Origin of the sequence: Actinacidiphila yeochonensis CN732 (assembly GCF_000745345.1) — a bacterium.
GTDB lineage: Bacteria > Actinomycetota > Actinomycetes > Streptomycetales > Streptomycetaceae > Actinacidiphila > Actinacidiphila yeochonensis.
Window position 1 is genome coordinate 121,350 of sequence record NZ_JQNR01000005.1, and the last position, 22,501, is coordinate 143,850.

General features: G+C 73.9%; 19 protein-coding genes and 1 tRNA gene. 7 read left to right on the forward strand and 13 right to left on the reverse strand.

Annotated elements, in window-relative coordinates:
* Positions 1–352: 352 nt before the first annotated feature.
* Both ppc and BS72_RS12690 read left to right on the forward strand, forming a co-directional pair.
* On the forward strand, positions 353–3,046 hold the full coding sequence (gene ppc / locus BS72_RS12685) for a phosphoenolpyruvate carboxylase (protein WP_037915501.1): 2,694 nt from the start codon (positions 353–355) through the stop codon (positions 3,044–3,046).
* 387 nt (positions 3,047–3,433) lie between these two features.
* Positions 3,434–4,237, forward strand: coding sequence for a response regulator transcription factor (locus tag BS72_RS12690; protein ID WP_037915503.1), 804 nt, complete (start codon positions 3,434–3,436; stop codon positions 4,235–4,237).
* Here BS72_RS12690 and BS72_RS12695 read toward each other — a convergent pair.
* Positions 4,196–4,693 (reverse strand): MarR family winged helix-turn-helix transcriptional regulator, encoded by a 498-nt coding sequence (locus BS72_RS12695; protein ID WP_037910438.1) that lies wholly within the window; start codon positions 4,691–4,693, stop codon positions 4,196–4,198. The two genes, BS72_RS12690 and BS72_RS12695, sit on opposite strands and share 42 nt — an antisense overlap.
* A 115-nt stretch (positions 4,694–4,808) precedes the next feature.
* Here BS72_RS12695 and BS72_RS12700 point away from each other — a divergent pair, with 115 nt between their 5' ends.
* The gene (locus tag BS72_RS12700; protein ID WP_037910441.1) at positions 4,809–5,666 is read left to right on the forward strand and encodes a trans-aconitate 2-methyltransferase; all 858 of its coding nucleotides are present in this window, start codon (positions 4,809–4,811) and stop codon (positions 5,664–5,666) included.
* A 105-nt stretch (positions 5,667–5,771) separates the two neighbouring features.
* Complete coding sequence (locus tag BS72_RS12705) at positions 5,772–6,140, forward strand: VOC family protein (RefSeq protein ID WP_037910442.1); 369 nt, start codon at positions 5,772–5,774, stop codon at positions 6,138–6,140.
* 76 nt (positions 6,141–6,216) lie between these two features.
* Here the strand turns inward: BS72_RS12705 and BS72_RS12710 are convergent, their stop codons facing one another.
* The 6 genes from BS72_RS12710 to BS72_RS12735 form a co-directional block, all read right to left on the reverse strand.
* Complete coding sequence (locus BS72_RS12710; RefSeq protein ID WP_037910443.1) at positions 6,217–6,702, reverse strand: hypothetical protein; 486 nt, start codon at positions 6,700–6,702, stop codon at positions 6,217–6,219.
* A 155-nt stretch (positions 6,703–6,857) separates the two neighbouring features.
* Positions 6,858–7,451 carry an aminoacyl-tRNA hydrolase gene (pth, locus tag BS72_RS12715; RefSeq protein WP_037910444.1) on the reverse strand — a complete coding sequence of 198 codons (594 nt, stop codon included), beginning with the start codon at positions 7,449–7,451 and terminating at the stop codon, positions 6,858–6,860.
* Between the two features lie 234 nt (positions 7,452–7,685).
* Positions 7,686–8,324 carry a 50S ribosomal protein L25/general stress protein Ctc gene (locus BS72_RS12720; protein ID WP_037915505.1) on the reverse strand — a complete coding sequence of 213 codons (639 nt, stop codon included), beginning with the start codon at positions 8,322–8,324 and terminating at the stop codon, positions 7,686–7,688.
* Positions 8,325–8,622: 298 nt separating this feature from the next.
* Positions 8,623–9,600 carry a ribose-phosphate diphosphokinase gene (locus BS72_RS12725; RefSeq protein ID WP_037910447.1) on the reverse strand — a complete coding sequence of 326 codons (978 nt, stop codon included), beginning with the start codon at positions 9,598–9,600 and terminating at the stop codon, positions 8,623–8,625.
* 198 nt (positions 9,601–9,798) lie between these two features.
* A complete protein-coding gene (glmU, locus tag BS72_RS12730) occupies positions 9,799–11,244 on the reverse strand; it encodes a bifunctional UDP-N-acetylglucosamine diphosphorylase/glucosamine-1-phosphate N-acetyltransferase GlmU (RefSeq protein ID WP_037910448.1) in 1,446 nt (481 codons plus the stop codon).
* A gap of 72 nt (positions 11,245–11,316) precedes the next feature.
* Positions 11,317–11,388 (reverse strand) — tRNA-Gln (locus BS72_RS12735).
* Positions 11,389–11,795: 407 nt separating this feature from the next.
* Here BS72_RS12735 and BS72_RS12740 point away from each other — a divergent pair.
* Both BS72_RS12740 and BS72_RS12745 read left to right on the forward strand, forming a co-directional pair.
* On the forward strand, positions 11,796–12,797 hold the full coding sequence (locus tag BS72_RS12740) for an acyl-CoA desaturase (RefSeq protein ID WP_037915506.1): 1,002 nt from the start codon (positions 11,796–11,798) through the stop codon (positions 12,795–12,797).
* Positions 12,798–12,937: 140 nt separating this feature from the next.
* Positions 12,938–13,540 (forward strand): TetR/AcrR family transcriptional regulator, encoded by a 603-nt coding sequence (locus tag BS72_RS12745; protein ID WP_037910451.1) that lies wholly within the window; start codon positions 12,938–12,940, stop codon positions 13,538–13,540.
* A 134-nt stretch (positions 13,541–13,674) separates the two neighbouring features.
* Here the strand turns inward: BS72_RS12745 and galK are convergent, their stop codons facing one another.
* The 5 genes from galK to BS72_RS12770 form a co-directional block, all read right to left on the reverse strand.
* Positions 13,675–14,856, reverse strand: coding sequence for a galactokinase (gene galK, locus BS72_RS12750; RefSeq protein ID WP_078901313.1), 1,182 nt, complete (start codon positions 14,854–14,856; stop codon positions 13,675–13,677).
* Positions 14,853–15,848, reverse strand: coding sequence for a UDP-glucose 4-epimerase GalE (gene galE / locus BS72_RS12755; protein ID WP_037910454.1), 996 nt, complete (start codon positions 15,846–15,848; stop codon positions 14,853–14,855). Before galE ends, galK begins: the two co-directional genes overlap by 4 nt.
* Entirely contained in the window at positions 15,845–16,888 is a 1,044-nt protein-coding gene (galT, locus tag BS72_RS12760) for a galactose-1-phosphate uridylyltransferase (protein WP_037910457.1), read from the reverse strand. The genes galE and galT overlap by 4 nt, the downstream gene beginning before the upstream one ends.
* 503 nt (positions 16,889–17,391) lie before the next feature.
* Positions 17,392–18,075, reverse strand: coding sequence for a helix-turn-helix transcriptional regulator (locus BS72_RS12765; RefSeq protein WP_037910461.1), 684 nt, complete (start codon positions 18,073–18,075; stop codon positions 17,392–17,394).
* Positions 18,076–18,380: 305 nt separating this feature from the next.
* Positions 18,381–19,688 (reverse strand): outer membrane protein assembly factor BamB family protein, encoded by a 1,308-nt coding sequence (locus BS72_RS12770; RefSeq protein ID WP_037910463.1) that lies wholly within the window; start codon positions 19,686–19,688, stop codon positions 18,381–18,383.
* Positions 19,689–19,856: 168 nt separating this feature from the next.
* On the opposite strand from BS72_RS12770, the gene BS72_RS36460 reads away from it, so the two are divergent.
* Positions 19,857–20,045 (forward strand): hypothetical protein, encoded by a 189-nt coding sequence (locus BS72_RS36460; RefSeq protein WP_037910466.1) that lies wholly within the window; start codon positions 19,857–19,859, stop codon positions 20,043–20,045.
* 463 nt (positions 20,046–20,508) lie between these two features.
* On the opposite strand, the gene BS72_RS12780 is transcribed toward BS72_RS36460, so the two are convergent.
* On the reverse strand, positions 20,509–22,314 hold the full coding sequence (locus tag BS72_RS12780; RefSeq protein ID WP_037910468.1) for an ABC-F family ATP-binding cassette domain-containing protein: 1,806 nt from the start codon (positions 22,312–22,314) through the stop codon (positions 20,509–20,511).
* Positions 22,315–22,501: the final 187 nt, after the last annotated feature.

Below are 22,501 nucleotides of genomic sequence, written 5' to 3' on the forward strand. Positions count from 1 at the left end.
TCGCCCCACGTCACCCCGTATGCCGCCGCCGGCGGCCGCACCCCTCACGCCTCGCCCGGGCGCCGCGGGCAGCCGCCGCGTGCCGCCACCCGGCGTCCGCCTGCTGGGCCGACCGTCTCAGCGCGGCGTGCGCGACCTATCCTGGACCGGTCGGACAGCGCGGTCCGCGAGCCCTTGTTCCTCCAGCCGTCGCCCATCCCACTGCCGAAGGAGCCGCACCTGTGAGCAGCGCCGACACCCCCCCGGGCACCGCACCGGAACCCCGGCGGACACCTCGACGAGCAGCACGGCCCGCACCACCACAACCGACAGCGGCGGCGGTACGGACACCGCCGCCGCCAGCAGCAGCGCTCTGCGCGCGGATATCCGCCGCCTCGGAGAACTCCTCGGCGGCACCCTGGTCCGGCAGGAGGGCCAGGACCTGCTGGACCTGGTCGAGAAGGTCCGCGCCCTGACCCGCAGCGACGGCGAGGCCGCCGCCCGGCTGCTCAGTGAGACCGACGTCGCCACCGCCGCGCAGCTGGTACGTGCCTTCTCCATCTACTTCCACCTGGCCAACGTCACCGAGCAGGTGCACCGCGGCCGGGAACTGCGCGCCCGCCGGGCCTCGGAGGGCAGTCTGCTGGCGCAGACCGCCGACCTGCTCAAGGACGGCGACGCCGAGCACGTGCGGGAGACGGTCCGGAACCTCAACGTCCGCCCGGTCTTCACCGCGCACCCCACCGAGGCGGCCCGCCGCTCGGTGCTGAACAAGCTGCGCCGGATCGCGGAGCAGCTCGACGCCATCCCGGACACCACGGCCGACCGGCGCCGCGCCGACCTGCGGCTGGCGGAGAACATCGACCTGCTGTGGCAGACGGACGAGCTGCGGGTGGTACGCCCGGAGCCGGCCGACGAGGCCCGCAACGCGATCTACTACCTGGACGAACTGCACGCCTCCGCCGCCGGCGACGTGCTGGAGGACCTGGCGGACGAGCTGGACCGGGTCGGCGTGCCGCTGCCCGCCGGCACCCGCCCGCTGACCTTCGGCACCTGGATCGGCGGCGACCGGGACGGCAACCCGAACGTCACCCCCGAGGTGACGTGGGAGGTGCTGATCCTCCAGCACGAGCACGGCATCACCGACGCCCTGGAGCAGGTCGACCTGCTGCGCGGCTCCCTGTCGAACTCGATCCGCAACTCCGGCGCCAGCCAGGAGCTGCTGGACTCGCTCTCCGACGACCTGGTGGCCCTGCCGGAGATCAGCCCCCGCTACAAGCGGCTCAACGCCGAGGAGCCCTACCGGCTCAAGGCGACCTGCGTCCGGCAGAAGCTGGTCAACACCCGGGAGCGGCTGGCCGCCGGCACCCCGCACGTGCCGGGCCGCGACTACCTGGGCAGCTCCGGGCTGGTGCACGACCTCCAGCTGATCCAGGACTCGCTGCGGGCCCACCGCGGCGGCCTGATCGCCGACGGCCGGCTGGACCGCACCATCCGCACGCTGGCCGCCTTCGGCCTCCAACTGGCCACGATGGACGTGCGCGAGCACGCGGAGGCGCACCACCACGCGCTCGGGCAGCTCTTCGACCGGCTCGGCGAGGAGTCGTGGCGGTACGCCGACATGCCGCGCGACCAGCGGCGCAAGGTACTGGCCAAGGAGCTGCGCTCGCGCCGCCCGCTGGCCCCCACCCCGGCACCGCTGGACGCGGCCGGCGCGAAGACCCTCGGCGTCTTCCACACCATCCGCGAGGCGTTCGACCGGTTCGGGCCCGAGGTGGTGGAGTCGTACATCATCTCCATGTGCCTGGGCTCCGACGACGTCTTCGCCGCGGCGCTGCTGGCCCGCGAGGCCGGGCTGATCGACCTGCACGCGGGTGTCGCCAAGATCGGTATCGTGCCGCTGCTGGAGACCACCGACGAGCTGAAGATCGCGGACAGGCTGCTCGACGAGATGCTCTCCGACCCCTCCTACCGGCGGCTGGTGTCGCTGCGCGGGGACGTGCAGGAGGTCATGCTCGGCTACTCCGACTCCTCGAAGTTCGGCGGCATCACCACCTCGCAGTGGGAGATCCACCGCGCCCAGCGCCGGCTGCGCGACGTCGCGCACCGCCACGGGGTGCGGCTGCGGCTCTTCCACGGCCGCGGCGGCACCGTCGGCCGCGGCGGCGGCCCCTCGCACACGGCGATCCTCGCCCAGCCCTGGGGCACGCTGGAGGGCGAGATCAAGGTGACCGAGCAGGGCGAGGTGATCTCGGACAAGTACCTGATCCCGTCGCTGGCCCGGGAGAACCTGGAGCTGACGGTCGCGGCCACCCTCCAGGCCTCGGCGCTGCACACGGCGCCGCGCCAGTCGGACGAGGCGCTGGCCCGCTGGGACGCCGCGATGGACATCGTCTCGGAGGCGGCCAACGGCGCCTACCGCGAGCTGGTGGACGACCCGGACCTGCCGCGGTACTTCTTCGCCTCCACCCCGGTGGACCAGCTGGGCGAGCTGCACCTGGGCTCGCGCCCGTCGCGCCGCCCGGACTCCGGGGCCGGCCTGGACGGCCTGCGGGCCATTCCGTGGGTGTTCGGCTGGACCCAGTCCCGGCAGATCGTCCCCGGCTGGTACGGGGTCGGCTCCGGTCTGCGGGCCGCCCGGGAGGCGGGCCTGGAGTCGGTGATCGAAGAGGCCTTCGGGAACTGGCACTTCTTCCGCAACTTCCTGTCCAACGTCGAGATGACGCTGGCCAAGACCGACCTGCGGATCGCCCGCCACTACGTGGAGACGCTGGTGCCGGAGAACCTGCGGCACGTCTTCACCCGGATCGAGGCCGAGCACGAGCTGACGGTGCGTGAGGTTCTGCGCATCACCGGCGAGAGCGAGCTGCTGGCCGGCAGCCCGGTGCTGGCCCAGACGTTCCACATCCGCGACCAGTACCTGGACCCGATCTCCTACCTCCAGGTCAGCCTGCTGTCGCGGCAGCGGGCCGCGGCCGAGCGCGGCGAGGAGCCGGACCCGCTGCTGTCGCGGGCGCTGCTGCTGACCGTGAACGGCGTCGCCGCGGGCCTGCGCAACACCGGCTGAGCCGGCCGGGCCGGCAGGGCAGCCGCACCCGCGGCGCCGCGCCGGCACCGTTCCGGTACCGGGTCGGTACCGGGTCCGCGCCGCGCCGGCAGCCCCGCCGGGAACCGGAACCCGCCGCGGTTCCGGTTCCCTGCGCCCCGTCCGGAAACCGGAACCCGCCACGGTTCCGGTTTCCGGGCGGAACTTCCGCCAAGACGGCGCCATTCCGGCGTACAGCCCCTACTCTTTTCCCACGACGCCGGTGGGGGCCGGCGTTCATCAGGGGGCGAGACGCACGGGGTCCGGCGCCCAGGAGCGGGGACGGCGGTCCGCGCTCCCGGCGCCGGGCTCCACGCGCGACCACGCCCCACCGCCACTGGGGGAGTGCCCTGAAGGGGAGTGGTGTCCGTGGGTCGGATCCGGGTCCTCGTCGTCGACGACCACCGCATCTTCGCCGAGTCGCTGGCCGCGGCGCTGGCGGCCGAACCGGACGTGGACGTGTCCGCGGCCGGCAGCGGGGCCGCCGCGCAGCGCTGCCTCGACCGGGCGGCGGCCGACGGCCGCCGCTACGACGTCCTGCTGGTCGACGCCGATCTCGGTGTCGCCCCGCCTCCGCCGGTGGCGCTGGCCGCCGTCCCGGTGACCGCCCACGCCCAGCCGCGGCCGCTGGAGCCGCGCGACCCGGTGCTGGACGGGCTGGCGCTGGTCGAGCGGGTCCGGGCCGCGTACCCGGGCACCCGGCCGGTGGTGCTGGCCGAACGCGACGACCCGGCGCGGGCCGCGCGCGCCCTCCAGGCGGGTGCCTGGGGGTGGGTGGCCAAGGACTGCTCGCTGTCCCGGCTGCTCGCGGTGGTCCGCGGGGTGCTGCGGGACGAGACGCACCTGCCGCCGGCGCTGCTGACCGGGGTGCTGCGCGAGCTCACCGCGGCCCGCCGCCACCGTACGGAGAGCGAACGGCTGGTGGAGTCGCTGACCCCGCGTGAGCAGGAGGTGCTGCGCTGCATGGTGGCGGGGCTGGGGCGCAAGGCGGTCGCCGAACGGCTGTTCCTGTCCCCGCACACCGTCCGCACCCACATGCAGAACGTGCTGGGCAAGCTGGGCGTGCACTCCACGCTGGCGGCCGTGGCCCTGGCCCGGCGGGCCGGGGTGGGTCCGGTGGAACTGGTGCCCTCAGCCGGGGACGTTGTCGAACGGCGCGGTCAGCTGTCGTAGCAGCGCGGCGAGTTCGGCCCGCTGCCGCTGCGACAGCTCGCCGAGGATGGCCCGTTCCTGCGCGAGCAGCCCGGCCAGCGCCTGGTCCGCCCGGTCGCGGCCCTCGGCGGTGAGGCGGACGAGCACCCCGCGCCGGTCGCTCGGGTCGGGCAGCCGTTCGACCAGGCCCTTGTGGGCGAGGCGGTCGATGCGGTTGGTCATGGTGCCCGAGGTGACCAGCGTCTGGGTGAGCAGTTGCCCCGGCGAGAGCTGGTACGGGGGCCCGGCCCGGCGCAGCGACGTGAGCACGTCGAACTCCCAGGGCTCCAGGCTGTGCTCGGCGAAGGCCAGCCGCCGCGCCCGGTCCAGGTGCCGGGCCAGCCTGCTGACCCGGCTGAGCACTTCCAGCGGCTCCACGTCGAGGTCGGGGCGCTCCCGCCGCCACGCAGCCACCAGCCGGTCGACCTCGTCCTCCATGCGCTCAGTGTAGTAGGTCTGTCGACGTGAAGTCTCTTGACATCAAGAGACTTGTGGAGGGAGGCTGGCTCCGGAGGGCGGCCCGTGCCCACGCCGCCCGCCGAGGAGGAGCACCATGCCCGCAGCAGAGCGGAACCCCGGCCCGCGGCCTGAGCCGTCCCCCGCCTGGGACCCCGGCCAGTACCTGCGCCACGCCGGCCACCGCGTCCGGCCCTTCGCCGATCTGCTCGCCCGGGTCACCGGCCTGCCGGGCGGCCGGGCACCGCGGATCGCGGACCTCGGCTGTGGCCCGGGCAACGCCACCACCGTGCTCACCGGGCGCTGGCCCGGCGCCCGCGTCACCGGCTACGACAACTCCGCGCCGATGCTGGAAGCGGCCGCCGCCCACGCCGGCCCCACCCCCGGCGGCGGCAGCCTCGACTTCCGCCCCGCCGACCTGCGCACCTGGACGCCCGATGAGTCGTACGACCTGATCGTCTCCAACGCCGCGCTCCAGTGGGTGCCGGGCCACACCGACCGCTTCGGGGACTGGCTGGCGGGGCTGAACCCGGGCGGCACGTTCGCCTTCCAGGTGCCCGGCAACTTCGGTTCCCCCAGCCACACCCTGCTCGCCGAGGTGTGCGCCCGCCCGCGCTGGCGCGCCCGCCTCGGCCCGAACCCGCTGCGCCACGACCACGTCATGGAGCCCGCCGGGTACCTCGACGCGCTGGTGGGCCTGGGATGCGCCGCCGTCGACGTCTGGGAGACCACCTACACCCAGCTGCTCCAGGGCCCGGACCCGGTACTGGACTGGACGAAGGGCACGGCGCTGCGCCCGGTGCTGAGCCTCCTGGACGGCGATCCGGCCGCGCGGGCCGAGTTCACCGCGGAGTACCGCGACCTCCTGCGCGCCGCCTACCCGGCGAGGCCGTACGGTACGGTCTTCCCATTCCGCCGGATCTTCGCCGTGGCCAAGGCACCGGAGCGGCCGTAGCCGCCCCGCCCCCCGCGCCCGCCCCGCCGCTTACACGGGCTCGGCCCGACCGTTGACACGACGTGCCGCACGACCTCAGTACGACCGTTCGGAGGTGCTTGTCCGATGATCGCCGGCCTGGACCACGTGCAACTGGCCGCACCGCCCGGCAGCGAGCCGCGGTTGCGCGCCTTCTACACCGGCGTGCTCGGCATGGCGGAGCTGGCCAAGCCGCCGGTGCTGGCCGGCCGGGGCGGCTGCTGGTTCGCCGCCGGCGGCGCCGTACTGCACCTCGGTGTCGAGGAGGACTTCCAGGCCGCCCGTAAGGCGCACCCGGGGCTGCGTGTCACCGGCATCCACGCCTTCGCCAAGCGGCTCCAGGCCGAGGGCACCCAGCTGGTGTGGGACTACGACCTCCCCGGCCACACCCGCTTCTACTGCCACGACCCGGTGGGCAACCGGCTGGAGTTCCTGGAGCCCCACGAGCTGAGGTGAGCGGCCGGGGCACGAGCGGGTCGGAAGGCCGGAAGGCCGCAGGGCGTCAGGGCGTCAGGGCCAGGGGCGCGCGACCTCACGACGGCAGCGTCAGGTAGGCCCCGCCGAGCAGCAGCACGCCCGCCAGTGCCAGGCTCCACACCGTCCGCGCCGCGCGCAGCCCCAGGCCGACCACCGCCGCGGCCAGCAGCAGCGCCCCGCCCAGCGGCAGGAACGCGTACAGCACGCCACCGCCGCCGGACCGGATCGCGGTGTCGGTGCCGGGCCTGAGCACCACGTCGACCGTCTCGCCCACCCGGTGGCGCACCGGCAGGCTGACCGTCACCCGGGGCCGGGCCGAGGCGGTGCCCTTGGGCACGAACGGCCCGGTGCAGGTGGTGTCGCCGCAGGCCGCCAGCGTCACGCTGCCCTGCTCGCGGCCCTTGGTGAGCACCGCGTACTGCGCGGTGCGCCACGACGCCCACGCCCCGGACGCCAGGACGAACAGCGCCACCACCGACACGGCCACCACCCGGGCGGCGTGCGCCGCTCCCGCGGCGCGGCCCCGGCTCGTCTTCGCCATGCCGGTGATCTTTGGCCATGGCCTGCCGTGAGGTCAACCTGCGGAGCGTGACACCCGCCGGGCCGCGGCGCACCCGGCACCCGACCACGGCTCCCGGCGCTCAGTCAGCGGCTCGCGGCTCGCCGCTGCGGGCGTCCGGCTCCGACGGCGGAGGATCAGTCGTTGAACGTGTTCTGCGCGCGCTCCAGGCCCTCGGTGACCAGCGCCTCGACCGCGTCGGCGGCCCGGTCGACGAACCAGTCCAGCTCCTTGCGCTCGCTCGTCGAGAAGTCCTTGAGCACGAAGGCAGCGACGTCCATCCGGCCCGGCGGGCGGCCGATCCCGGCACGCACCCGCAGGTAGTCCGGCCCCATGGACTTGGTGAGGGACTTCAGCCCGTTGTGGCCGTTGTCGCCGCCGCCGAGCTTGAGCCGCAGGGCGGCGTAGTCGAGGTCGAGTTCGTCGTGGACGGCGACGATCTGGTGGGTCGGGACCTTGTAGAAGTCCCGGAGCGCGTTGACGGGACCGCCCGAGAGGTTCATGAACGACTGCGGCTTGGCCAGCACCACCCGGCGGCCGGCCGGTCCGGGCGGCCCGAGCCGGCCCTCGACGACCTGTGCCTGCGCCTTCTGGGCCCGCTTGAAGCGGCCCCCGATCCGCTCGGCCAGCAGGTCGGCCACCATGAAGCCGATGTTGTGCCGGTTGCCGGCGTACTCGGGCCCGGGGTTGCCCAGGCCGACGACCATCCACGGTCCAGCGCTGTCGCTCATCGGCGTCTCCGTCTCGTCTGCGGTCGTCCGCGGTCGCCCGCGGTCCTCCGCGGTCGTCTGCCGGTCGTCCGCCTGTCGTCCGCGGTCGTCTCGGATGGTCTCAGATCCCCCGTCGGCGGTCTCGGCGCGGCCTCGGCGCGTGCCCCTCCGACCCCGCGCACCGCCGCGCCCGCCGACCCTCCCGGAGAGGGCCGGCGGGCGCCGGACGGTGTCGCGGTGGAGTGACCCGGAGGATCAGTCCTCGGCCGGGGCCTCGGCGGCCTCGGTGGCCTCGTCGGCCTCGGCGACCGCGGTCTCCTCGGCCTCGCCCTCGGCGGGCTCCTCCTCGACCTCGATCTGGGCGGCGACGACCTGGATCACGGCGGTGTCACCCTCGACGGCGAGAGCGGAGCCGCGCGGCAGCTCGATGTCCTTGGCGAGGATCGCGGCGCCCGCCTCCAGGCCCTCGACCGACACGGTGAAGGACTCGGGGATGTGGGTGGCCTCGGCCTCGACCGGCAGGGCGGTGAGCAGGTGCTCCAGGAGGTTGCCGCCGGGGGCCAGCTCGCCCTCGGTGAGGACGGGGACCTCGACGGTGACCTTCTCGCCGCGCTTGACGGCCAGCAGGTCGACGTGCTCCAGGAAGCCCTTCAGCGGGTCGCGCTGCACGGCCTTGGGGATGACCAGCTCGGAGCCGCCGTCGATCTCCAGGGAGATCAGCACGTTCGGGGTGCGCAGCGCGAGCAGCAGCTCGTGGCCCGGGATGGTGACGTGCTTCGGGTCGGCGCCGTGGCCGTAGACGACGGCGGGGACGCGGTTGGCGCGGCGCACGCGGCGGGAGGCGCCCTTGCCGAACTCGGTACGGATCTCGGCGGGGATCTTGACCTCGGCCATGATCGACTCCTCTGTGTGGACGGTGGTGGACGGTCGCCCGACCCCGACGGGCCGTTCCCACGTTCCGAACACGAGGAGCGCGTCGATCACGGAGGCATCACCGGAAACACGTTCCGGCGACCTCCCTCGCCGAGCAACGCCCGACAGCGTAACCGGAGTGCGGCCCGTGGACGAAATCGGCCCTCTCCGGAGCCGGACCGTCCGCGCCCGGACACGGGTACGGACACGGGTACGGCGCCGCACCCGCGAGGGGTCCGGCGCCGTACCGATTCTGCTCAGCCGCGGGGCGGGCCCGCCGTCAGTGCGCGCCCTCGAAGAGGCTGGTGACCGAGCCGTCCTCGAAGACCTCGCGCACCGCGTTGGCGATGGTCGGCGCCATCGACAGCACGGTGATCTTGTCCAGTTCGAGCTCCGCCGGAGTGGGCAGCGTGTCGGTGAAGACGAACTCGCTGACCTTGGAGTTCTTCAGCCGGTCCGCGGCCGGGCCGGACAGCACGCCGTGGGTGGCGGTGACGATGACGTCCTCGGCCCCGTTGGCGAACAGCGCGTCGGCGGCGGCGCAGATCGTGCCGCCGGTGTCGATCATGTCGTCGACGAGCACGCACACGCGGCCCTTGACGTCACCGACCACCTCGTGGACCTTGACCTGGTTGGCGACGTCGGGGTCGCGGCGCTTGTGGACGATGGCCAGCGGCGCGCCCAGCCGGTCGCACCAGCGGTCGGCGACCCGCACCCGCCCGGCGTCCGGGGAGACGACGGTGAGCTTGGAGCGGTCGACCTTGGAGCCCACGTAGTCGGCCAGCACCGGCAGCGCGAAGAGGTGGTCCACCGGGCCGTCGAAGAAGCCCTGGATCTGGTCGGTGTGCAGATCGACGGTGAGGATGCGGTCCGCGCCGGCGGTCTTGAACAGGTCCGCCACCAGGCGGGCAGAGATCGGCTCGCGGCCGCGGTGCTTCTTGTCCTGCCGGGCGTAGCCGTAGAACGGCACGATCACGGTGATGCTCCGCGCGGAGGCCCGCTTCAGAGCGTCCAGCATGATCAGCTGTTCCATGATCCACTGGTTGATCGGGCTGGTGTGGCTCTGCATGAGGAAGCAGTCCGCGCCGCGGGCCGACTCCTCGAAACGCACGTAGATCTCGCCGTTGGCGAAGTCGAAAGCGCGTGTGGGTACCAGCTCGACGCCGAGTTCGCTTGCCACCGCCTCCGCCAGATCGGGGTGGGCGCGGCCGGAGAAGAGCATCAGCTTCTTCTCACCGGTCGTCTTGATCCCGGTCACTGCACCGTCTCCTTGGGGTTCGACTGGTGTTCGAGGCAGCGCCGCGCTGAGGTCAGGCGGGCTGGTCCGAGGCAGCGCCGTCCCAGGGCAGGCGGGCCGGCGGAATTGTGTGCACCACACACGGTACGCCCCATCCGGTGTACCTGTGCACCTCAGGAGGGCGGGATGAGACGACCCTCACTCCGGGTCGGGACGTGGTCAGTCCTGCTGGTCACGGGCCCGTTCGGCGGCCTGGGCGGCGGCGCTGCCCGGACGCTTGCGGGCCACCCAGCCCTCGATGTTGCGCTGCTGCCCGCGGGCCACGGCCAGCGAGCCGGAGGGCACGTCCTTGGTGATCACCGATCCGGCGGCGGTGTACACGCCGTCGCCGACCACCCGCGGGGCGACGAACATGTTGTCCGCGCCGGTCCTGCAGTGGCTGCCGATGGTGGTGTGGTGCTTGGACTCCCCGTCGTAGTTGACGAAGACGGTGGCGGCGCCGATGTTGGTGTGGTCGCCGATGGTGGCGTCGCCGACGTAGCTCAGGTGCGGCACCTTGGTGCCCTCGCCGATCCGGGCGTTCTTCATCTCGACGTAGGTGCCGGCCTTGGCGTCCTTGCCGAGCCGGGTGCCCGGCCGCAGGTAGGCGTAGGGGCCGACGCTCGCGCCGGGGCCGACCTCGGCGTGGTCGGCGACGGCGTGGGTGATCCGGGCGCCGGCGCCCACGGAGGTGTCGGTGAGAGTGCAGCCGGGGCCGACCTCGGCCCCCTCGGCGAGGCTGGTGGCGCCCAGGAGCTGGGTGTTGGGGTGGACCAGCGAGTCGGGCGCGAAGGTGACATCGACGTCCACCCAGGTGCTGGCCGGGTCCACGATGGTGGCGCCGTCGCGCATCGCGCGCTCCAGCAGGCGGGTGTTGAGCACCCGCCGGGCCTCGGCGAGCTGCACCCGGTCGTTGACCCCGGCGACCTCGCGGTGGTCGGCGGCGGTGAACGCGCCGACCCGGTGCCCGGCCTCGCGCAGGATGGCGAGGGTGTCGGTCAGGTACTCCTCGCCCTGCGCGTTGTCCGCGGTGACCTTGCCGAGCGCCTCGGCCAGCAGCCGCCCGTCGTAGGCGTACACGCCGGAGTTGATCTCGCGGACCGCGCGCAGCGCCTCGGTGGCGTCCTTCTGCTCGACGATCGCGTCGACCTGGCCGTCCGGGCCGCGCACGATCCGGCCGTAGCCGGTCGGGTCGGGCACCTGGGCGGTGAGCACGGTCATGGCGTTGCCGGCCTCGTGGTGGGCGGCGGTGAGGGCCTCCAGCGTCCCGGCGGTCAGCAGCGGCACGTCACCGTAGGTGACGACGACCGTGCCCTCCGGGACGGCGCCGCGGCGGGCCAGCTCGCCCAGGGCGGCACGGACGGCGTGCCCGGTGCCGAGCTGGCGGTCCTGGACGGCGGCGACGACCCCGGCGTCCACGCCGGCCAGGTGCTCGGTGACGCGCTCGCGGGCGTGTCCGACGACCACGACCAGGTGCTCGGGCCGCAGCGCGCGGGCGGCGGCCACGGCGTGGCCGACCAGGGTGCGGCCGCAGATGGCGTGCAGGATCTTGGGCGTCGCCGACCTCATACGGGTGCCCTCGCCCGCAGCGAGGATGACGACGGCGGCCGGACGGTTCGGGCTCACGCGGAGACTCCTCGGCATCGGATCTGGGAACGTCCGCAGCTTACCGAGGGTGCCGGGACTTCTCCCGGTCCGCTCCGCCGCCAGGACTCGAACCCGGACTTAAGGCACCAAAAGCCCCAGTGCTGCCAATTACACCACGGCGGACCGACATCACCGCCCGCCGGTGAACCGGCCGGGACGGTCGGCACCATCATGCCGTACGACCACCTCCCGGCGCGACGGTGATCGGCGGTCGCCGCCGAGCGGAACCGTCCGGCCCGGCCCGTACGGCCCGCACCGCCCGTCCGCTCCGGGCCCGTGACCAGCTCCCCTCCACCGCGCGGGAGTTGCCGCCGGGGGGTCGTCCGGCGCCACCCGGAACGCCCAGGACAGGCGGTCGCGGCACCCCCGGCGGAGAGGGGCGTCCTGGGCGCGCCGGGCGGCCGGAGACGGGGCACGGGGCCGACTCCTACCCCGGCTGGTCCTGTTGTCGGCCGGGCGCCGCTGCAATACTTACGGAGCCGTAGGTTGTGCGGCTCATCACCCCCACCCACTCCGACCAGGGGAAACACATGACCACACAGACGGAAGTGATCTCAGGGGCCCGGGAGCCCGGACCCTCCGGACAGGAGCCGCTGCCCAGCGCGACGCGGGGCGGTGAGAGCAAGCGCTCCATCGAGCAGATCACCCTGCTGCTGTTCATCTGCATCCCCTTCGTCGCGCTGGCCGCCGCCGTCCCGCTGGCCTGGGGCCGCGGGCTGAGCTGGCTGGACGTCGGCCTCATGGTGGCGATGTACTTCCTCGGCTGCCACGGCATCACCATCGGCTTCCATCGGCACTTCACCCACAGCTCGTTCAAGGCGAAACGCCCGCTGAAGATCCTGCTGGCCATCGCCGGCTCGATGGCCGTCGAGGGCCCGATCGTGCGCTGGGTGGCCGACCACCGCCGCCACCACAGGTTCAGCGACGCCGAGGGCGACCCGCACAGCCCCTGGCGGTACGGCGAGACCGTCCCGGCCCTGATGAAGGGCCTGTGGTGGGCGCACATGGGCTGGCTCTTCGACGAGGAGCAGACCCCGCAGCACAAGTACGCGCCCGACCTGATCAAGGACCCGGCCATCCGCCGCATCTCCCGCGACTTCTGGCTGTGGACCGCCATCTCGCTGCTGCTGCCCCCGCTGATCGGCGGCCTCGCCACCATGTCGTGGTATGGCGCGTTCACCGCGTTCTTCTGGGGATCACTCGTCCGGGTGGCTTTGCTGCACCACGTGACGTGGTCCATCAACTCCATCTGCCACGCGGTCGGCAAGCGCCCCTTCAAGTCCCGCGACCGCTCCGGCAACGTGTGGTGGCTGGCCGTGCTGTCCTGCGGCGAGTCGTGGCACAACCTCCACCACGCCGACCCCACGTCCGCCCGCCACGGGGTGCTGCGCGGCCAGATCGACTCCAGCGCCCGGCTGATCCGCTGGTTCGAACTCGCCGGCTGGGCCTCTGACGTGCGCTGGCCGAGCCCGGAGCGGATCGCCGCCCGCCGCCAGGAAAAGACCAAGGAAGGCGTCGGCGAAGCGGCATGATGATCGGGTGACCGACGGCAGAGACGACGCGACGGGCGGACCAGTCCCTGCCCGCCACGCACCGCCGGACCGGCCGGCCCGCCCCGTCCCGCGGGGCCGCCACCGCCGGACCGACCGCCCGGCGGGCCCGCCGGGTCCGGATGACCGGCAAGGAGCGGCGCGAGCAACTGCTGGACGTGGGGCGGGTCCTCTTCGCCGAGCGCGGCTACGAGGGCACGTCCGTCGAGGAGATCGCCCACAAGGCGGGGGTGTCCAAGCCGGTCGTCTACGAGCACTTCGGCGGCAAGGAAGGGCTGTACGCGGTCGTGGTCGACCGGGAGATGCGCCGGCTGCTGGACATGGTGACCGGGGCGCTGACCGGCGGTCATCCGCGGGAACTCCTGGAGCAGGCCGCGTTCGCCCTGCTGGACTACATCGAGCAGTACACCGACGGCTTCCGGGTGCTGGTGCGCGACTCGCCCGTCGCCCAGTCCACCGGCACCTTCGCGTCGCTGATCAGCGACATCGCCACCCAGGTGGAGGACATCCTCGGCCAGGAGTTCTCCCACCGCGGCTTCGACGCCAAGCTGGCCCCGCTGTACGCGCAGGCGCTGGTGGGCATGGTGGCGCTCACCGGCCAGTGGTGGCTGGACGCGCGCCGCCCGCGCAAGGCGGAGGTGGCCGCGCACCTGGTGAACCTCTCCTGGAACGGCCTGTCGGGTCTGGAGCCGCACCCGCGGCTGATCGGCCACCGCAAGAGCTGACCGCCTCCTCCCCCGCCGGGCCACGGGACGCCCGCCCGAGGGACGCCGCCCCACGCGGGGCGCCGCACGGCGCGGACGCGGCCGGAGACGCGCCAGGGCCGCCCGGAGTGGCTCCAGGGCGGCCCCGTCTCACCTCACCACAGGCGGCGCGCACCCTCCGCCGGGGTCGTGGAGAAGTGCCGCGCCTGCGGCAGTGCCTCGGCCACCGTCCGCGCGATCCGCTCCTCGTCGCCCGCGTCGACCAGGACGATCGCCGAGCCGCCGAATCCGCCGCCGGTCATCCGGGCGCCGAGCGCGCCGGCCGCCAGCGCGGTGTCGACCACCAGGTCGAGCTCCGGACAGGAGACCTGGAAGTCGTCACGCAGCGAGGCGTGGCCGGCGGTCAGCACCGGGCCGATGTCCCGGGTGCGGCCGGCCTCGCACAGCGCCAGCACCTGCCCGACCCGGGCGTTCTCGGTGACGATGTGGCGGGTCAGCCGGCGCAGCCGGTCGTCGGGCAGGGCGGCGAGTGCCTGCTCCAGACCGTCCGGCTCGATGTCGCGCAGCGCCGGTACGCCCAGCACCGCCGCCGCCTCCTCGCACCCGGCCCGGCGCTCGCCGTAGGCGCCGTCGGCGTGGGCGTGCTTGACGCGGGTGTCGACCACCAGCAGCCGCAGCCCCTCGGCCGCCAGGTCCAGCGGCACCTGGCGCTGGGCCAGGCCCCGCACGTCCAGGTGGAGGGCGTGGCCCTCGGTGCAGCAGGCGGAGGCGGTCTGGTCCATCACGCCGACGGGCGCGCCGACGTAGGTGTTCTCCGAGGACTGGCAGAGCACCGCCAGCTCCTGCCGGGAGAGGCCGCCCACCCCGTACAGCTCCGTCAGCGCCAGGGCGGTGACCACCTGGAGGGCCGCGGAGGAGGACAGGCCGCCGCCGACCGGCACGGAGCTGTCGTAGTGGATGTCCGCGCCGCCCACCGGGTGGCCGGCCTGCCGCAGCGTCCACAGCACGGCCGCCGGGTAGCGGGCCCAGCCCTCGGTGGCGCCGGGGGCCAGGTCGTCGATCCGCAGTTCGACGACGCCGCCGTCCATGTCGGCGGAGTGCAGCCGCAGGAGGCCGTCCTCGCGGCGGGCGACCGCCGCCCGGGTGGCCTGCGGCAGCGCGAACGGCATCACGAAGCCGTCGTTGTAGTCGGTGTGCTCGCCGATCAGGTTGACCCGGCCGGGCGCCGCCCAGGCGCCCTCGGGTGCGCGGCCGAAGGCGTCCTTGAAGGCGGCCTCGAACGCGGGGTCCGCGGTGCCCGCCTCCACCGTGGCGGCGCTGCCCCTGGTGTCCGTCATCGTGCGTCGTCCTCCCCTAGCGATTGCGTGAAGTTCCAGGCGTCGCGGACGATCTCCGCGAGGTCGGTACGGCGGGGCCGCCAGCCCAGCTCGCCGCGGGCCCGGTCGGCCGAGGCGACCAGGGAGGCAGGGTCGCCGGGGCGGCGCGGGCGGGTCACCGCCGGGATCGGGTGGCCGGTGACCGCGCGGACCGTCTCGATCACCTCCCGCACCGAGAAGCCGCTGCCGTTGCCCAGGTTGCACACCAGGTGGCGGCCGGACTCGGCCTTGTCCAGGGCGAGCAGGTGCGCCTCGGCGAGGTCGGCGACGTGGATGTAGTCGCGCACGCAGGTGCCGTCGGGCGTGGGGTAGTCCTCGCCGAAGACCGCCACCTCGGCGCGGCGGCCCTGGGCCACCTGGAGCACCAGCGGGATCAGGTGCGACTCGGGGTCGTGCCGCTCGCCCTGGCGACCGTAGGCGCCGGCCACGTTGAAGTACCGCAGCGAGACGGCGGCCAGGCCGTGCGCGTGGCACTCGGAGGCGATCATCTGGTCCACGGCGAGCTTCGTGGCGCCGTAGGGGTTGGTCGGCGCGGTGGCGGCGTCCTCGGCGATCGGCACGGACACCGGCTCGCCGTAGGTGGCGGCGGTGGAGGAGAACACCAGGGTGCGCACCCCCGCGCCGCGCATGGCCGACAGCAGTTCGAGCGAGCCGACGACGTTGTTGCGCCAGTACTTCTCCGGGTCGGCCACGGACTCGGCGACCTGGGAGGAGGCGGCGAAGTGCAGCACCGCGTCGAAGGAGCCGTCGAGCACCTTGGCGGCCTCGTGCACCCGGCCCTCCACGAACTCGGCACCCTCGGGGACGCCGGCCCGGAAGCCCGTGGAGAGGTCGTCGAGGACGACCACCTGGTGGCCGGCCTCCAGCAGGTGCGCGGCCACCACCGAACCGACGTAGCCGGCACCGCCGGTGACCAGCAGCTTCCTGGGTCGCTCGGGATCGGATGCGGTCATTTCGAGGCCACCTCTCGCAGTCGTGCGGCAGCGGCCTCCGGCGGCACGTCGTTGATGAACGCGCCCATGCCCGACTCGGAGCCCGCGAGGAACTTCAGCTTGCCCGACGTTCGCCTGATGGTGAAAAGCTCCAGGTGCAGCGCGAAGTCCTCGCGCCCGGGCGCGGCGAACGGCGCCTGGTGCCAGCCGGAGATGTACGGGGTGGGCGGCTGGTCCTCGCCGAAGATCCGGTCGAAGCGGCGCAGCAGCTCCAGGTAGAGCCCGGGGAACTCGGCGGCGGCGTCCTCCTCCAGCCCGAGCAGGTCGGGCACCCGGCGGTTGGGGTGGAGGTGGACCTCGTAGGGCCAGTGCGCGGCGAACGGGACGAACGCCGTCCAGTGCTCGCCCTCCAGCACGATGCGGCGGCCGTCGGCCCGCTCGTCGGCCAGTACGTCGTCGAAGAGGTTGCGGCCGGTGGCGGCGCGGTGCTCGGCGAGCGAGCGGAGCACCAGTGCCGTGCGGGGGGTCGTGAAGGGGTAGGCGTAGATCTGGCCGTGCGGGTGGCCGAGGGTGACGCCGATCTCCTCGCCGCGGTTCTCGAACGGGAAGACCTGTGCGACCGACGGCAGTTGCGCCAGCTCGCGGGTGCGGTCGATCCAGGCGTCCAGCACCAGCCGGGCGGCGGCGGGCGTGAGGTCGGCGAAGGACGCGTCGTGGTCGGAGGTGAAGCAGACGACCTCGCAGCGGCCCTTGTCCCCGGCGAGCGACGGAAAGCGGTTCTCGAAGACCGCCACCTCGTAGTCGGGCGCGGGGATCTCGGTGTGCCGGTCCCCCCGGGACGGGCACAGCGGGCACTGGTCGGCCGGCGGGTGGTAGGTGCGGCCCTGCCGGTGCGAGGCGATGGCGACGGTGTCGCCGAGCAGCCGGTCACGGCGCGTCTCGGACGTGGTGGCCACCCGCTCCAGCGGGCGCGGGTCGACCGCGTCCCTGACCACGGAGTCGGTGGAGTCGTAGTAGATCAGCTCGCGGCCGTCCGCAAGCCGGGTCGGCGTCTTCTTCACCTACGGCACCTCACACCACAATCAACCAACAGAACCGAACACAATGAATCACAACGCAACAGTACAGTCAATGCGCGGCGCAGGTCGAGTCAACGCGGTTTTCCGCACGGGCAACGGGCTGTCCGGACGCCGACAAGCGGGAGAACACGCCCGGACACACAACCGAACAGAGCCGAACAGAGGCGTGGGCGCCACCCACCCCGTTCGCACATCGGGCCCGGTGGTTGGTCGGAAGGACCCGCGGCGGCCGGGTCAGGGGCGCCGGGCAGGGTGAGGCGGCAGGCGGCAGGCGGCAGGCGGCAGCTGGCGGCGGCCATGAAGGGGCGGCGGCCGTGGGCGGCTCGGAGCCGGACCGCGGGCACGGCGGTGCGGCTCGGAGCCGGACCGCGGGCACGGCGGCAGGGAAGGCGGCGGGCGCACGGGGACCGGCCCGCCCGCACGGAAGGCGAGGCAGGCCCCGGCACGGGCGTGAGCGGGTGCGCGGGGCCGGCGGGTGCCCGGGGCTAGCCGAGGCGCAGCGGGCCGCCCGCGGCGCGCTCCAGCAGCCCGGTGCGGGCGGCGAGGGCGGCGGCCTCCAGCCGGGACCCGACGCCCAGCTTCATCAGCACCCGCTGCACATGGGTGCGGGCGGTGCTGGGCGCGATCCGCATCCCCGCGGCGATCACCCGCGTGTCCTCGCCCTCCGCCACCCGCACCAGGACCTCGACCTCGCGCGGGGTGAGGATGTCGAGCAGTCGGGCGCCCTCGTCGTCGGGCTGCCGGGCGGGGTTGAGCAGTTCGGCGAACGCGCCCTGGAGCAGCGGCTGGGCGACCGCGACCTCGCCGGCCCTGGCCTTGGCCATGGCCCGCTCGACGCCCTCTATCCGCTCGTCGTGGCGTACGTAGCCGGAGGCACCGGACGCGAAGGCGGCGGCGATGCCGCGCGGGTCCGGCACCGGGCCGAGCACCACCACGGCCACTCCGGGCCGCTCCCGGCGGATGCGGGCCACCGGCTCGAACGCCCCCGGCTCCGCGGGCGCGGCGGTGCCGAACAGGCACACCTCCGGCGAGCGGTTCAGCACCACCTCGGCGGCCCCGCCGGACGGCGCGGTCGCGGCCAGCACGCGGTGCCCGCGCAGCCTCAGGGCCGAGGCCAGCGCCTCGGCGAGCAGCCGGTGGTCGTCGACCACGACGAGCCGTACACCCATGTCGGGTCTCCCCCCATCCCCCGGTGTCCGGCGGGCGGCCGGTCCAGGTCCGCACTCCCTACCGCGGCCGGGCCGGTCCCAACCGTGCCCGCGGACGAGGACCCGCGCGCTCGCGGCGAAAGTACCCGGTTCCGGGCGCGGACGCGCCCCCTCGGCGGGGAGCGCGTATCGCGGCCGGAGCCCTCCGGGGTGATCCGGAGCATTCCGGGCTTGCCGCCTCCGTGGCCGCCGATCGGTCGGTTCGGCGGACACGGAGGACACGTACGGCGGCGGGCACGCGCCGGGCCGGCGCGCGCCCAAGGGGGTCAGCCGTAGACCAGGAAGTAGGTCTGGCCGCTCTCGTCCGAGTAGATCGTCTTGGACACAAAGTACAGCCGGCCGCCGTGCCACACGTAGTAGTTGTGCAGTCCGCCGTTATCCAGCTTGTCGAAGGCGTCCTGCCCGAGCGTGGCGTAGGGGGTGACGGAGCCCGTCGCGGGATCGAGGGTGACCAGCCGGCCCGGCCTGCCGTAGTCCGGCGCCTCGTAGGCCAGCGGCCTGCCGTCCTGGAAGCCGATCCCGTCGACGCCGTAGCCGCCGGTGGTCCTGGCCACCCACTTCGGCTTGCCGTCGCCGAGGTCGAAGGCCGCGACGCCGCCGACCGTCTTGCCACCGCTGTCGCTCCGGCCGTCGAGGGCCAGGTAGACGGTGTCCTTGTCGACGAGCACGTCGTGCACGGCCTGCTTCTCCGCGCCGTCGGCGTCGACGAGGTACGTGTCCCTGCCCAGCGAGATCCGCGAGCGGAGGCGGCCGTTGTCGAGCACCGCCACGTCCGTGTACAGGTTGTCGTCGGTGCCGAGCAGCACCACCACGGGGTCGGTGGAGACGATCGCGCTCACCTGGAGGCCACTGGGCGCGGTCCACGACCACTTGGCGGCACCGTTCCTCGCCGGGTCGACCACCTGCACCTTGTAGGTGTCCAGGTCGCATTCGACGACGCCCACGAACTGGGCGCCGCCGGCGTACCCGTCGTCGTCGCACCGGCCCGCGCCCGACCGCCACAGTTCCTTGTGGTCGCTGAGCCGGTAGGCGACCGAGCCGCCGGTCCAGTCGACGCCGACGGCGTCGCCGCTGATCGCCATCTCGGAGAAGTCGAAGGCGGACTCCAGGGAGGGGTCTCCGCTGGGCAGTTCCTCCGTCCACAGCTCCCGGCCCGCGGCGAGGTCGATCGCCATCACCTTGTCGCAGTCGGCCCCGTACTGAATGGCGGTCATGTTGTCGTACTGATCGCGGGCCGCTGTGCACTCGGTCCCGGAGGGCGCGGCGATCGACCAGGCCCTGGCGCCGGTATCGATGTCGTAGCCGACGACCTGGCCGACCTCGTTCTTCACCACGTACCTGTCGGTGAACCAGATGCCGAGCGCGTCCTTGAGGTCGTCCTTCTTGGCCACCGCGGCGGCGGGCTCGCCGTACAGGTACGCCAGCTCGCTCTTGTGCGCGGCCGGCGCGGTCGGACTGCCGACGGGGCCGCCCTTGGCGCCTCCGCTGTCCGCCTGCGGCTTGGACGCGTGCTTGTCCCCGCCGTCCTTGGTGGCGAACCAGGCGCCTCCGCCGATCACGAGGACCGCGGCCACGACTGCCGAGACGACGACAGCCAGCCGGCCGTTGGACCGGCACCAGGCGCGGGCCGCCCACCGTACGGGGGCTGGCCGTAGGACGGCTGCCGCGCCGCCGGGTACCCGTAGCCGGAGGCCGGGGGTGCGGGCGGCGCGGCGTACGGGTTCGGGCCGGACGGCGGCGAGGTGGCATACGGGTTCTGGCCGGACGGCGGCGACGTGGCGTACGGGTTCGCGCCGGACGGCGAGGTGGCATACGGGTTCGCGCCGGACGGCGGCGGGGTGGCATACGGGTTCGCGCCGGACGGCGGCGGGGTGGCGTACGGGTTCGCGCCGAACGGGGCGCCGGGAGCCGCCGGCGCCGGGTGGCCGTAGCCGGATGCCGGCGGGGCGGGGGCCGCGGCGGAGGGGGTGGCGGCACGGCGTCGGCGGCCGGCTCGAACGGCGGCGGGTTCCCGGCGGGCGGGGGCGGCTGCGACATGGCGGGGCGTTCTCCTCACCCGGGCGGGCGCGGGCCCGGTACGCGCCGAGCCGAACGGCCGGGCGCACCACGGTCTCCGGTCGATTCGGGCAGTAGTACGAGCGGTCACTCTTTCTACCACCGCCTGGCGGAGCGCCTTCCCGCCGCGAACGCATCCGCCGCAGGGCCGCCGACCGCCCCCGCAGCGGACATCGGAGCCCGCCCCCGCAGGCCCGGCCGGACGCCGAATCACCCAGGTCACCCCGTCGCGGACCGTTCTGACGCCGCGTCAGTCCAGGAGGACGACGGTCCCCGCACGAGCCGCCCGGGACGCGGCGGCACCGGACCGGCCGAGGGGCGAGGCGCCGCCGCGAAGGCTCAGGCGTCCTCGGCGAGTTCGAGCCACCGCGTCTCCAGGTCCTCGCGCTCCTCGCCCAGGGTGCGGAGCTCGGCGTCCAGGGCGGCCACCTTCTCGAAGTCCGTGGCGTTCTCGGCGATCTGGGAGTGCAGCTCGCCCTCGCGCTCGCTGACCTTGTCCAGCCGCCGCTCGATGCGCTGGAGTTCCTTGGCGGCCGCCCGCGCGTCGCGCGAGCTGCTGCGGGGCCGTTCGGCGGGGCGCTCGCGGGTGGCGGGCGCGGCCGCGGCCTCGGTGACGGCCTGCCGGCGCTCCAGGTACTCGTCCACCCCGCGCGGCAGCATCCGCAGGGTCGAGTCGCCGAGCAGCGCGTACACCCGGTCCGTGGTGCGCTCCAGGAAGTACCGGTCGTGGCTGATCACCAGCATGGAGCCGGGCCAGCCGTCGAGGAGGTCCTCCAGCTGCGTCAGGGTCTCGATGTCGAGGTCGTTGGTCGGCTCGTCGAGGAAGAGCACGTTCGGCTCGTCCATCAGCAGCCGCAGCACCTGGAGGCGGCGGCGCTCACCGCCGGACAGGTCGCCGACCGGCGTCCACTGCTTCTCCTTGGTGAAGCCGAACCGCTCGCACAGCTGGCCCGCCGTCATCTCGCGGCCCTTGCCGAGGTCGACGCGCTGGCGCACCGACTCCACCGCCTGGAGGACGCGCTGCGCCGGGTCCAGCTCGGCGACCTCCTGGGAGAGGTAGGCCAGTTTCACGGTGCGGCCGACGGTGACCTTGCCCTGCGGCGGCTGCACCTCTCCGCCGCTGGCCGCGGCCTCGGCCAGGGCGCGCAGGAAGGAGGTCTTGCCGGCGCCGTTGACGCCGACCAGGCCGAACCGGTCGCCGGGCCCCAGGTGCCAGGTGATGTGCCGCAGCAGCTCCTTGGGGCCGGCGGTGACCGTCACGTCCTCCAGCTCGAAGACGGTCTTGCCGAGCCGGGAGTTGGCGAACCGCATCAGCTCGGCGCTGTCGCGCGGCGGCGGCACGTCCTCGATCAGCGCGTTGGCGGCCTCGATCCGGAACCGCGGCTTGGAGGTGCGGGCCGGGGCGCCCCGGCGCAGCCACGCCAGCTCCTTGCGGACCAGGTTCTGCCGCTTGGCCTCCTCGGTGGCCGCGATCCGCTCCCGTTCGGCCCGGGCGAAGACGTAGTCGCTGTAGCCGCCGTCGTACTCGTGGACGGTGCCGCGCTGCACGTCCCACATCCGCGTGCACACCTGGTCGAGGAACCAGCGGTCGTGGGTGACGCACACCAGCGCGGAGCGGCGGCTCTGCAGGTGGCGGGCCAGCCAGGAGATCCCCTCGACGTCGAGGTGGTTGGTCGGCTCGTCCAGCACGATCAGGTCCTGCTCGCCGATGAGCAGCTTGGCCAGCGCGATACGGCGGCGCTCACCGCCGGACAGCGGGCCGATCACGGTGTCCAGCCCGTCGGGCAGGCCCGGCACCTCCAGGGAGCCGAACAGGCCGGTGAGCACGTCCCGCACCCGGGCGTCGCCGGCCCACTCGTGCTCGGGGCGCTCCCCCACGACCTCCTGGCGGACGGTCTTGCGGGGGTCGAGGGAGTCGCTCTGGGTGAGCACGCCCATGCGCAGGCCGCCCTGGTGGGTCACCCGGCCGGAGTCCGGCTCCTCCAGTCGGGACATGATGCGTACGAGGGTCGTCTTCCCGTCGCCGTTGCGGCCGACCACCCCGATCCGGTCTCCCTCGGAGACACCGAGGGAGAGCGCGTCGAGCAGGACGCGGGTGCCGTAGGTCTTGCTGACGGCTTCGACGTTGACGAGGTTGACGGCCACGGACGAGATCTCTCCACATGCTTCCTGGGGGTGTCCACAGTAGTGCCCGCCCACGGGGGCGCGGGCGGGCGCGGTCGGCGCCTGTGGAAAACGTGGACAACCGGTGGCACCGGCCGGGCCGCGAAGGCCCGCGGGCGGGGGCGGTGTGCGAGCAGGCGCACGGGGTGCGCGTCGGGCGCGGGGTGCG